This window comes from Enterococcus sp. DIV0174 (assembly GCF_050529065.1).
GTDB lineage: Bacteria > Bacillota > Bacilli > Lactobacillales > Enterococcaceae > Enterococcus_B > Enterococcus_B thailandicus.
In genome coordinates this window covers 564,471-577,578 of record NZ_CP172881.1, presented here as the reverse complement: position 1 = coordinate 577,578, position 13,108 = coordinate 564,471, and the positions used below count along the sequence as shown (strand labels likewise).

General features: G+C 34.4%; 10 protein-coding genes. 1 reads left to right on the top strand and 9 read right to left on the bottom strand.

Translation table 11 applies throughout. The features are described 5' to 3' along the window. The 3 genes from IGJ93_RS02795 to zapA all read right to left on the bottom strand — a co-directional run bounded on the left by IGJ93_RS02795 (window position 1) and on the right by zapA (window position 3,995). Entirely contained in the window at window positions 1-2,361 is a 2,361-nt protein-coding gene (locus IGJ93_RS02795) for an endonuclease MutS2 (protein WP_067481708.1), read from the bottom strand. A 601-nt stretch (window positions 2,362-2,962) separates the two neighbouring features. Then, window positions 2,963-3,511 (bottom strand): CvpA family protein, encoded by a 549-nt coding sequence (locus IGJ93_RS02790; protein WP_067481644.1) that lies wholly within the window; start codon window positions 3,509-3,511, stop codon window positions 2,963-2,965. A gap of 46 nt (window positions 3,512-3,557) precedes the next feature. Continuing rightward, entirely contained in the window at window positions 3,558-3,995 is a 438-nt protein-coding gene (zapA, locus tag IGJ93_RS02785) for a cell division protein ZapA (RefSeq protein WP_067481642.1), read from the bottom strand. A gap of 201 nt (window positions 3,996-4,196) precedes the next feature. Between zapA and rnhC the strand changes: the two genes are divergently transcribed. After that, window positions 4,197-5,111 carry a ribonuclease HIII gene (gene rnhC, locus IGJ93_RS02780; RefSeq protein WP_270607284.1) on the top strand — a complete coding sequence of 305 codons (915 nt, stop codon included), beginning with the start codon at window positions 4,197-4,199 and terminating at the stop codon, window positions 5,109-5,111. Window positions 5,112-5,542: 431 nt separating this feature from the next. On the opposite strand, the gene IGJ93_RS02775 is transcribed toward rnhC, so the two are convergent. From IGJ93_RS02775 to IGJ93_RS02750, 6 genes are all read right to left on the bottom strand, one after another. Then, the gene (locus IGJ93_RS02775) at window positions 5,543-5,989 is read right to left on the bottom strand and encodes a GNAT family N-acetyltransferase (protein WP_067481636.1); all 447 of its coding nucleotides are present in this window, start codon (window positions 5,987-5,989) and stop codon (window positions 5,543-5,545) included. A 315-nt stretch (window positions 5,990-6,304) separates the two neighbouring features. Beyond that, on the bottom strand, window positions 6,305-7,285 hold the full coding sequence (locus IGJ93_RS02770) for a hypothetical protein (protein ID WP_285701049.1): 981 nt from the start codon (window positions 7,283-7,285) through the stop codon (window positions 6,305-6,307). 581 nt (window positions 7,286-7,866) lie between these two features. Next, entirely contained in the window at window positions 7,867-8,781 is a 915-nt protein-coding gene (locus IGJ93_RS02765; protein WP_067481631.1) for an N-acetylmuramoyl-L-alanine amidase family protein, read from the bottom strand. A gap of 690 nt (window positions 8,782-9,471) precedes the next feature. Beyond that, window positions 9,472-11,616 carry an ATP-binding cassette domain-containing protein gene (locus IGJ93_RS02760; RefSeq protein ID WP_285701046.1) on the bottom strand — a complete coding sequence of 715 codons (2,145 nt, stop codon included), beginning with the start codon at window positions 11,614-11,616 and terminating at the stop codon, window positions 9,472-9,474. 66 nt (window positions 11,617-11,682) lie between these two features. Then, window positions 11,683-12,015 carry a hypothetical protein gene (locus IGJ93_RS02755; RefSeq protein WP_071868652.1) on the bottom strand — a complete coding sequence of 111 codons (333 nt, stop codon included), beginning with the start codon at window positions 12,013-12,015 and terminating at the stop codon, window positions 11,683-11,685. Window positions 12,016-12,200: 185 nt separating this feature from the next. Beyond that, window positions 12,201-12,644 carry a hypothetical protein gene (locus tag IGJ93_RS02750; RefSeq protein WP_071868651.1) on the bottom strand — a complete coding sequence of 148 codons (444 nt, stop codon included), beginning with the start codon at window positions 12,642-12,644 and terminating at the stop codon, window positions 12,201-12,203. Between the last annotated feature and the right edge of the window lie 464 nt (window positions 12,645-13,108).

The following is a 13,108-nucleotide window of genomic DNA, read 5'->3' as shown; positions in this document are numbered from 1 at the left end:
TTACTTAAATTTCACAATCGTTGCACCATTTCCACCTTGATTTGCAGGTGCAAATTCAAAACTTTTCACGCTACGATGTTTTTTCAAATACTCAGTGATTCCCTGACGTAACGCGCCAGTTCCTTTTCCATGAACAATCGTCACTTGTGGGTAGCCGGCTAAAATCGCCGAATCTAAGTATTGATCTACTTCATTTAGTGCCTCTTCATAACGTTTCCCACGCAAATCTAATTGATTCGCCACATGGCTACTTGATTCAGAACGAACAGCATGAACCACTCGTTGTTTTGGTTCTTTTTCAGGTGCTACTGGTGTTAAGTCATCTTCTGACACATTCATTTTCAAAATACCAATTTGAACTTGCCATTGATTCCCATTTTTCTTCAACAAAGTTCCTCTTTGACCATAAGTAGTGACTAAAACTTCATCTCCTACTTTTAAGATTTTTTGTTGTTTTGCTTTTTGTAACACTTTATTTTTTCTAAGAGTCTCTTCTTGATGTAAGTCAGCTAATTGTGATTTGGCATCAATCAGCTGGTGCTCTTTCACGTTCGTTTGACCGATTTGTTGCTGCATTTTGCGAATGTCAGCAATAATTTTTTCTGCCTTTTCCTCTGCTTCTGAAACCACTTCGTTCGCTTTTTTCTTTGCTTTTTCTAATTCCTTTTCGCGTTCTTCAAAGAAATAACTATATGCTTCTTTCAAGTTTGCTTGAAGTGCTTCCGCTTCTTCAACATAATGACGCATCTCTAAATATTCTGTTTCAGCCATTTTTCGACGCGTTTCTAAATCAGAAATCATTTCGTTTAAATCTTGGCTTTCGTCGTCGATTAGTTGTTTTGCTTCATCAATTACTTCTTGTGCTAACCCCAACCGGCTGGAAATTTCAAAAGCGTTACTTCGTCCTGGAACACCAATCAATAAATGATAGGTTGGACTCAAGGTATCAACGTTGAATTCCATACTAGCATTAATGGTGTTCGCTCGATTATACCCATAAATTTTTAATTCAGGATAATGAGTCGTTGCCATAACATAAGCCGATTTTTTACCCAAGTCATCCAAGATGGCGATCGCAAGGGCCGCACCTTCTTGTGGATCTGTTCCAGCACCTAACTCATCAAAAAGCACTAAACTTTTTTCATTTACTTTTGACAAGATTTCTACCGTGTTTGTCATATGAGAAGAAAAAGTAGAAAGACTTTGTTCAATTGATTGTTCGTCTCCAATATCCGCAAAAACTTCTTCAAAAATACCGATTTGGCTTTCCTCATCAACTGGAATTGGAAGACCTGCCTGTCCCATTAATTGAAGTAATCCAAGTGTTTTCAACGTGATTGTTTTCCCACCAGTATTTGGTCCAGTGATAACAATTGCCTGATACCCTTCACCAATGGAAATGTCATTTGGCACCACTTTTTCTTGATCGATTAAAGGATGACGTGCTTGCTTCAAGACAACATAGTTTTCTTCGCTGATCGTTGGCACGATTGCTTTGATTTCTTTCCCAAATCGAGCCTTTGCATTCATCAAGTCCATCTGTCCGATAACATACGCATTATGAATGATTTCTTGTCGATGTGGGACTAATTCTGCAGATAATTCACTTAAGATTCGTTGCACTTCATTTCGTTCTGCAATCTGATATTGACGTAAACGATTATTCAAATCCACAATTTGTTTTGGTTCAACAAATAACGTTTGCCCCGAAGCACTTTGGTCATGTACAACACCGCCAAAAACACCGCGGTACTCTTGCTTAACAGGAATAACATAACGATCATTACGCATAGTAATAATTGCATCGCTTAGATATTTCGCATTTTTCCCACGTACGATGCTATCCAATTGTTCACGAACCGTTTGTTCACTGCGACGAATATTTTGACGAATAATTTTTAATTCTGGCGAAGCATCATCTGTTACTCGCCCATCTTCATCAATTGCCTCTTTTAGTCGACGACTCAAAACAGGGATTGTAACTAATTGCTCCGCCCACATGTATAAACGATTAAACTCTATCTCACTGTCTTTTAAATCGTCGATAAAACGAGCTAATTCACTTGTTGTAGATAACACTCGAGAAACTTGCGCCAGTTCCACGCCATTTAAGTCAGCGCCAATTTCAATCCGTTTCATATGCGGACGAATATTTTCTAGTTTAGGGATTGGAATCCCTCCGCGTAATCGTTGTACTTTTAACCCGTCTTCTGTTTCCTGAAGAGCATTGGTAATCTTTTGCAATTGATTGTCTGGAACTAGTCGAGCAAGTTCTTCTTTTCCTTGGGCCGTCACGACAAATTGTTGGATCATCTGTTTTACTTTTTCAAATTCTAATGTTTCTAAAATTCGTTTATTCATTTTTTCACCTACTTCACTTTAACTATAAAAAGGAGTCTGGGATCAAACAAAAACCCCAGACTTTTTACATTTTTCAACTCACATACTACTAACTACATTAAAAACTCGTAATTTTCTTATCACTTTAAGAATGGTTCTTGTACCACAATCTTTTTCTCGAAATAACTCAGAATTGTTCAAAACTATGCATGCTGTTTTAGGGAAATTTTTATTGATGTAAGCTGAACGCCTTGCGCTACAACCTTATTTACGGTGTTCAAGAAGTAACTCCTGCAAAATAAGCCCAAATTACTCAAAAATTTGAGAAGCAATCTCTGGTAATTTATTCTTATTTATTGGAGCTGGGCACTTCTTTTACAACCTCATACACGGTGTTCTCAAAGCAGCTCCTTCGGCAATAAATCCCCTTTTCTTAAAATATGGAAAACTATTTTTAGAAAAGCATTCTTATTGCTTGAAGCTAAGTGCTTTGCGCCACAACCTTATCCACGGTGTTCCCAAAGCAACTCCTCGATATAGCTTGCAGTCACTTCAAAATATGAAGAACTATTTGAAGTGACCACTCGCTATCTTGTCGGAGTTAACGCTTTGCGCCACAACCTTATCCAATCACCCTCGTAATCCACAAATCATAAATTTTATTCGTTAATATTGGTGTGTTTTCAACAATATATCGAGCAAGTCCGCTACTTCTAAATTGGTTTTGGATAAAATCTGAAGGGACAAATGAAAGTAAACTCAACAGCAAGAAAATCATGACAAAAGTTACGACAACTGACAAAAGACCACCAGCTAGCCAATCAACTTGTTTCAGCACAGGCAAGTACGTTAAGCTGTGTACAAAGATACCAACAAATCGAGTAATCAACCAACCAGCCATTAAAATAAGAAGAAATGCGATACCTGCATAAAATGCTTGATCTAAACTAAAAGAAATCGTTTGATCGAAAAAGACCAAATCCGATGTTGGCGTTACGGCCGGATAAGGAATGTATAGTTCCAAATGATTCGCTAACTGCTTATAAAAATGTTGTGCGACAAGAAAAGATACCAAATAGCCAACAGTATAGACAACTTGTAAAGCAAATCCTCTTTTCGCACCAGAAAAAAAGGCAATCAGTAAAAAAATAATAATCAATAGACTTAGCATGCCATGTTCCTTTCTCTTCTAGCTTTAGTCAAAAAACTTTGTTTGATTAAGTAGCAGATTTCTGCTTGATTTGGCCTTTACGCTTCTCATTCAAAATCTGTTGTGCTTCAACATGATTTTTGATTTCACGATCAGGTTGACCATTTTCTTTCAAAACTTCACGTGCTTCGTTCTCGATGGCTTCCATCCGTTTCACACGATTTTCTAGTTCAGTAAACTTAATCATTTTTTTCTTTAATTGCGCGACTTCTTCATTTAATTCCAAGAGTTGCTCTTGTTTTTTCAACTGATCCGAAAGCGCGTTGACCGCCATTAAAATTGCGGCTTGTTCATTATCCATTTGTGGCGATAATTGTTTTAGCTCCATCAATTGGTCATTCACTAATTTTGTAACGATATCCATATGATGCTTCGTTTCGCGACCAATAATCGTATACGTCTGATTAGCAATCACTGCTTTATAGCGTGTTTTTTCATGCGCCATACGAACCATTTCCTTCCCATAATAAAATTCCTATATAGTGTACCACGAAGTTTTTATACGTGTGTACTTCGCACATTTTTCTTAAACATACTTTACTATTATATGATAAACTTTGAAAAAATGCTATGTCTCATCAGTGATACCTTGATCCTGTCAAATGAATCAAAACCTCATGATCACAGCAAATAATGGAGGCCTAAAATGAGTAATGTAATAATCAAAGTTTCTGAATCAAAAATGAATGAAATGAAAGCTGCTTACCAAGCAAATCTGCTTCAAAAAAAAATTCCCTATACAAATTTTTCTGCTAAAAAAAATGGGACAACAATCACTGCCTATACATCTGGAAAAGTCATGTTTCAAGGTGCCAATGCTGAGCAGGAAGCACGTCGATGGGGAAATGCAGCAGCTACCACCACAGCAAGTAAACCAAAAATCCCCGCCTCTCTTCCAAATAATCTCAGTCAACTGTCTGTATTAGGTAGTGATGAAGTGGGTAATGGAAGCTACTTCGGTCCCGTTACTGTCTGCGCCGCTTACGTTGATCGAGAGCACTTAAAAACTTTGAAAAACTTAGGAGTTAGAGATTCAAAAGAACTGAAAGATGCTCAGATTATCCAGCTATCGCAAGTTTTAAAGGAAACGATTCCTTATCAATTATTGGTACTTACACCAAAAAAATACAATGAAATTCAACCTGAATATAATGCTGTTAGGATGAAGGTAGCATTGCATAATCAAGCAATTCATTTGCTTTTACAAAAAATTTCACCAACAAAGCCTGAAGCAATTTTAATTGATCAATTTACCCCTGAAGCAAATTTCAAAAAGTATGCACGACTAGAAAAAAATAAAATTCAAGAAAAACTTTATTTTGTGACAAAGGGTGAACAATATCATCTAGCAGTTGCTGCAGCTTCTATCATCAGCCGTGCAAGTTTTTTAGAAGAACTTGATAAAGCTTCTGCTGAACTTGGAGTAACTTTACCATCTGGTGCAGGCACAAAATCAGATACAGTTGCAGCAACCATCTTAAAAAAGGGTGGTCTACCACTACTCGCCAATTATGCGAAGCTGCATTTTGCTAATACGCAAAAAGCACAAAAACTCATTTGATTATCCTTTTAAACTGTTGAAAAAATACTGAACAAACAAAGATCCCCGCAATGACTACTTTTAACTAAGCAGCCTTTTGCGGGGACAACATTGAAACTTTAGAATAAAAAGAACGAAATAGATTGAATTTCTAAAATATAGATAAGATAAGATAAAAACAAATCAATTTCCTTGTAGTCTTCTACTGACTTAACAAGAATTTTTGATTTTTACATAATATTAGCATTTCGAATATGAACAGAAACGAAGACTCATTTATCAATTCGTTTCTTATCAAAAGGAGGAAAGTAATCATGGGTGATTTAATCGTCAAGATAGGCGTGTTATCAGAAATGCTGTTTGCCTTTCTGATAATTGTGTTAGTGATTCTAACATTGGTACTCGTTATCAAAAAGCTAACAAAAAAATAAATAAAAATCGAAGATCTTAACCTACACATCTAAATACATGATTCGTTCACCATTTTCTGGATCATACCTTTGACTATCAACAAATCCAAAACGTTGATAATAAGGTATGATTTTTTCATTTTCGTCATGCACACTTAAATAAATTCGTTCAACGGCATATTGTTCTTTCATCAAATGAATGAGTAAAGGCAAAAATAAACTGCCATATGCTTTTCCCTGCGAGTTCGCTTCAATCATCAATCGGTCTAACCACATAGCCTGTTCCTTTTTAGCACCAATCATCGAAAAACCAACAAGTTTCTTACCGTCATACATGGCTAATGGTCGCCACCCCAGTGATACATCATAGGCTGCTTCCAGCAAAGATGTGGCATTCGTTTCAATAAAATTTACTTGATTATCTGAAACAGACAACGCAATAACGTCCCGCCAATTAGACTCGTCAACATCTTTAAGTAATAAGTTCATCCAAACACTCCTTCACAAAAAATATTTCCTTTTGCAATTATTATAGCTACTGAATTTTTCACCTCTTCTTAAAGCGAGTTTCTGATGCTTACTTTAAGTATAAGCTATTTGAGCTTAATGCTACATATCTTGCTAGATAACAATGTTCAGAAAACTAGTATTTAACATTTGTGAAAGTTCATCCTTTGTTTCTCACTGATATTTTCCACCTTGAGATCGAGTGTAAAAAATTGGCTACAACAATTGAGAAAAGCATAAAATCCAGATCATATCTGTTAAGTTATGATTTGGATTTTATGCTGTTGACGTATTCAATTAATCACTATCTTTTTGCACATTCATTACAATGTGGCTATATTTCTCGCAATACGTCACTTTGTAATTTATAAAAATTTCTTTGATCATATTGATTATCTCCTGCTTTTCTTTTGCTTTGAATTTAAAGCCAATCTTATGTCCAAGAGATTCTTGTTTTTTATTTTTATTCGCAAAAGGCAAGATAATATCGACATTCCCATCAAATGTTTGTGTAAACAGAAATATGTTTTCATATAGATTTCGAAGTTCTACGTCAGATAAAAATTCAGCAAATCCATTACAAGAAATAATTAAATGATCATATTGTCCGAGCGTGGCCCTTGGATATTTTTCCAAAAAATCAAAAATAGAAATATTTTCTCTTGTTATAAAATGATTCAAACCAAATAATTTTTCTGCTAATAGTTGATTATTATTCAACCATTTTGAATCAATGTCAATATTTAGACTTTCATAAGGTTTATTAAAGCAATTATTTGTTAAGTCGTTGATTCTATGTATTAGGCGCTCAATCTCAAGGCTATCAAAACCTGCCCCTGAACCAATATCAAGAAAGAAAAAAGATTCATTCTTTTCTATGTACTCTTTGATTTTTTGCCTTATTCCTTCTTGGATTTGTTGTCTCCTCCAAACAAGTGGTGGAGCAGCAACCTCTAACATTTTTTTGTCTACTTTTTTCCCAAAAAAACCCGACTGTGGTGTATTAAGTAAAACATAAAAAGTAACTTCTTCTGTTCCTGGACGTCGTGACATGATATTAGCTAAAGGACTCAACTTTGTTAGCACTTCACCCAAAAATGTTAATGTATAAGGAGATGACGGTAGATTTTTACTTTTAAAACTACTTAGAAACAATTCTTCCTGATTTATTTTGTAGTAGAAAGAATCATTTTTTATTTCTATAAATTCCCATACCGTTGGTTCTTGCTTCACAACCTCCCAAGCGTCCTCGAACTTCAGCAAACTTTGATTAGTCATAGTTTTTCTTCTCCTCATTTTTTATTTAAAGTCATTGTGGCAGTAGATAATTGTATCATGAAAGGGGACTCTCTCTAAACTTTTCTAAAAAAACCGATATCATCTGTCTATCAAACCTATTGTTCCTAATAAGTAAGATGAACAAAAATTATAGCGTATAACAATTATGAAGTATCACCTTTTACGTGAATGACAAATTTTGTAAAAACCAAAAGCAAAGCTACTTCAAAATAGAAAACATATAAAAAGAATAACAACACTTGTAGATTTATCCAAGGCACAATTTTTGTCTAAGGATATACAAAAACTGAAGAAACGATTAAGCAGCTTTTGACAGATATAAAAAACAGCATCCGATAGATCTCATATCAAAACTTGAAAAATCATACATACGATACTTATTTTTCTCACAATAAATCTAATCCTATAGTAAATGTGTACTCCTGTTGCTTTTTTATGAAAAAATAAACAAAGGCTTCAGATATCTTTTTTAAAACGAAGATAACTAAAGTCTTTGTTTACAGTCTAAATCAAACGCGCGATGAATCAGTTTATATTTGATTTTTATTTATTGATAATTGTTATTCACTAAAATAAGCAAGTAATGAATTTGTCAAACTTTCTGCAAATTTTTCTTGGTAATCATCCGTTACTAATTCAGCCAAGTCAGAATCATTATTCATATACCCCATCTCCACCAAGATGGCTGGTTGAAGATTTTCTCGCAACACTTGATAGTTGCCATACATGATTCCGCGAGAATTCAGAGGCAACTCAGAAAAGCCATCAGCAATTGTTTGTGCAAGCTCCTCATTTTTCTCATAATAATAATAAGTAGTGATTCCTGTTGCTTCGTTCGCAATTTCTGTTGAATCAGCGTGCAAACTGATAAAGACATCAGCTGATTTTTCTTTGCTGAAGGTACAAATGTCACCAAGTTGGATAAATTCATCTGTCGTATGGGTCAAATAAACAGTTGCTCCCTCCGCCTCTAAAGCTGCTTTTAGTTTTTTAGCTGTACTCAGCGTGAGTGTCTTTTCTTCCGTCTGTTCGTCATTGCTCAATGCGCCGACATCATCTCCACCGTGTCCAGGATCAAGTACAATCACTGCGTCAGACAAACTAGCTGGTTGATTTTGTGTTTTCTGCACAAGCATTGTTCCATCTGTCTTGGCTAAATAACCCGTTGTCCCTGCATTCGTTTTTATTTGATAGCTGTCGTCTGTTTCGGAAAGATATTCCGTTAGTTCCCCACCATTAATCGTTGCAAGTTTTATCGTTAATTCTTTATCGGCATATAACGTACTATCTTCTTTACCAATTTTGATTTGCTGTCGTGTTTCATGACTACTTGTCGTTGTGCTGGTTGCTTTTATCTCAGTTGTTTGGGTGCTTCCTGTTTGTTCAGCTGTTGTCTTTTGTTCAAAGATTCCCAAATGATTTGTAGCAATGAACAAGACACCCACCACTAAAAATAAGCCACATATTTTTTTCATCTTCTCACTCACCTCGTTACAGATAGTGTAAGAAGTGAAGCTTAAAGGGAACTTAAATGTTCAATGATTGGTTTGCTAATAAATTTCCTTTGATTTTTTGTAAAATAAAAAGTTGTTCCTAGAACAGGAACAACTTTAGACTATTCTTCTTCTGCCATGAATGATGTCTACGGAGCAGTAAACATCATTCTATGGAATACCAACAATTTACGAAGTAGAAAAAACTACAAATATTACTAAATCAAACTAAAAATCAAAAGAATGGCATTCAAAATTGGGGCACATAGGAAAGGTAATGAATCATTATTCACATATTGATTAGTAACGAATTTCTGACGGAGAAAAAATACTGTATAAACCATTTAACGAAAGTTCATGGCCTTTGATATTTACTTCATTCCCCTCTATTTCGGTGATATTTATAGTTGAAACAAACTACAGAAAGGGGCCCTCATCATTTGAGTCCACGATAATTGGAATTTCTATAGACCTCAAACCACTAGACCTTGATTCTTCTATCATCTGTCTGTGTAACGGAAAGCAGCTATTTTTTTATCAGACATACACTTCCTCTGTACAGATGTTCCGGTACCTCCTCGTTCCACATTTCTGTACCTAAACTTATTAATGTGATGACCGTCATTGTTTACAGCATAATAAAGGAAACGGAATAACATCTAGAATTTATTCCTACTCATTCAAATATTTCCTAAGGTTTGATTGTTTCACCCCGTTCAACCCCCATATGATTGATACGGCCAACATTAACAAAATCAAAAGAAAAATCACCATTATATTAAATGGTTCAAAAATAGTCGCGAATAACTGAAACATCGCAGTTTTGCTAAAATATATTCTGTTCGAGATGTATACAAGTATACAGGCGATAACGGAATATATGGAGAATAATATTGTGTTTTCCAAGGCGATAATTGAAAATATCTCTGTTTTTTTAAAACCCAAGCTATACAAAATAGCTAATTCTTTGCTTCGATTGTTGATATACCCCTTATTCAAAAAGGCAATAAGAATCCCCGTGATCAGGGCGATAAGCACAGAACCTATGAGTAGTATTCTAACTAGATAGGAATAGATGGAACCTAGCTCACCATTCTTCAAATCATATTGAGATATCAAGTGATAGTAAGGATACATCGCTTCTAATTTTTTGGATGCCTCAGAAAGGTTACGCCCCTTATTCACCTTTACAATCATCATTGGATTTCCTGTTCCGACAGCTTCTTTATATGACTCATAATCTTGAATTATATTTCGGTTGAAATTCTTGGTCGCTTCGTTCACAGTCAATTGATTTTTATAAAAATTGTATGACTCCTCAGTTAGATAACTGGAGAGCAAGTCTTCTTGAAAAAAACTAGTATAGATTGGATAAGTTATATTTAGTGCATTCTTATAGTTAGTATTATACACACCTGACACGATATATTCGTTCTTCTTCTCTTGATTATCCTTATCCTTTATACTTAAGACAATCTTTTTTCCAATAATCCCGTCAAAATCATCGTTATTTTTTTCTAAAAGAACATAAACATCTGGGACAATTATTTCATTGGTTTTATCCGTTGGAAACTCTCCACTAAGTAATTCGAGATTATCTTTATTGTAATCACTTATCAATTCTTTAGGTACATGGCTCTTCACAAAATTAAAGGAAAGAGTATCGATCATATTTCCAAGGTTCATGTATTTTTTAAGTTGATCCGAAAAGCTCGTACTTTGATAACTACTATTCAACGTATTATGGTCTTTGTCGTAATTAGATATAACGTCTCCAGCTGAAAGATAAACCTCCTTAACATTTTTGATATTTTCTGTTTTTTTTACATCTTCTTCAGAAAACGCTATTCGATTTCCGTCAAATGAACTTTGTATTCCACGTTCATTAAGGCTTTTAACTTCCTTTTGATTCACTCTTTGTGTATCTAAGAGTATGATTCGCTCTCCAATCCCATCAAATAATTTTTTGAAAGAGAGCGTTGAATTTGCCCGATACGCACTAAATCCTAAGATAAAAAAAGTCAGAATCAGAATCGTTGGAATCGCTAGATAAATAATCTTTTTTTTGGTTTTTGTTAAGCTGTTCAAGACATAGTTCCCTATCGGTTTTTTTTCACTAAATCTGTTTATTTCGATAGGCCGGGGAATATTGACACTTGAACTTGTCTCTGCTATTTTCGTGATTTTCTTATCCTGTAGTTCAAATACAACATCAGCTAGCTTTGATAGCGCTACGTCATGCGTAATAATAAAAATCAAGATTCCTTTATTCCTCAATTTATCAAGATAGTCCATAATTTTTTCAGAGGTCATCCCATCCAAATTTCCAGTCGGCTCGTCCAATAATACGATTTTAGGTTCTGCTATAATTGCTCGAGCTATAGCCACTCGTTGTTTTTGTCCCCCACTTAACTCTGAGACAGTATTTTGCTTAACCACTAAGATATCTAGATCATTTAATATTGTGTCGATTTTTTCATCTGGATAATTTCCAGTTAACTTTAGATTTTCATATACTGTGAAGTTATCGAGCAATTTGTAATCTTGGAAGACCAGCCGTATGTATTTTTCCCGAAGTATCGTCCATTCAGCATTGTTCAGGTTAGACGCTTCTTTTCCAAAAAGCCGATAGCTGCCAGAATAATCCTTATCCAAACCGAATAAAATATTAAACAAAGTTGTTTTTCCGCTACCGCTCTCGCCCACTAAGCTATATATCTTACTTGGATCATCGATATCGAGCGACATATGATCAAAAATCAGTTTATTCTTACTTTTGCTTTTGTATTTTTTAGTTAAATTTCTGATGGTTATCATAAAAAACCTCCTAAAAAAGAGCCATAGGAATGGCTCTTTTCAAAAATCCTTACATGTGACAAAAAATTAAGCATTAAACCAAGGAGCATGATAATATCTTGGGGCGATTAAAACCTGACCTTGACGATCAAGAAGAGGTTGTCCCCAAAAATCAGCAGAAGCAGATTGGTTAGGAGATAAGGTTACACTCTTGTCACCAATCCAAGCCCCACCAGCTCGTACAACTCTCAGATTATAATGTCCCGTCTCATTTTGAGCATTTGCAGTTCCGACCCCAGAAACACTATTTGCATCCCATTGCCAACTAGAAGTCCAATTACCTTGCGCTGCATATACAGTCGTAGCACCGCCAACAAAAAATAATGTTACCGCCAAAACACCAAACAATCTTTTCTTCATTGATTCTCCTCCTAAACGCTAATTTTATTAAAATTAAAGAATGCCACAAATAAATGAATACGAAAAACTAACATTCTTTTAATTTCTCTATCTAAACAAAAATATGCTACTTCTACACTTAATTTCAAAAGATACCAGTAATCAAAAAAGTTATAGTATATTAGGCATAATAATGTTACACAAACTTACTCAATTAATTCTCTTTTTTTAGAATATCTTGTTACATCCATATAATTCATTTTTGGTTTATCTTTTTCTTTTACTTCAATATGCTTCCCACTAACCAAGTAAATTTTTTCAGGAGAAACGGGGCTATCACTAACGGAAATTTTAGTAATATTTTCTTTAATCCCATCTTCCTTAATCAAAGACTTAGTTTTCATAACATAAATATAAAGTGTGTCGTTAATTTGAACAGCCCCATAATTGGATACTCTTTCGAATTGATCTAATTTTGCTTTCCCTACAAGAATCAGTTGATTATTTTCTTTTTTTATACTGACTTTATCTAAATCATCTACGGGAATGATTGTTCTAGTCGTATTTTGATAAAATTTCCACCCAAAATAGCCGCCAATCAGTATTATCACGCTACTTAGCAAAACAATAAATACCTTTTTCTTCTTCATAATAGTCTACCCCTCTAATAATTTTATAGACCAACTTGAATTTTATAGCCATATTCTTCGAGAATCAATTGAAATAAAACTGGATATACAACTCGAATTAATAACAATAATATTTTTTATATGTATTCAAAATTATTATCTTAATCTGTTTATCCCCATATTTTATCAGTGATATTATCACAAATATAATATCATTAATAATATTCTTCCTTGAAGCCCTAGATTATAGAGTGAAACTTTCCGTTAAGCTTGATTAGAGCAATATTTCCAATAAAATTCTCTTACGTTATCGCTTTATTTTGATAATAGTGAAAGTAGTTCTGATTCTAATTGCTGAGTTATTGAAATATATTTTCTCTTTAGTAGAATAAATAGAAAAACATTAATTGTAAGCGACTCCTTTTACCTAACATCAATTTGCCAACCATTATTCAACCAATCGAATAATTGAAGAATAATCATAA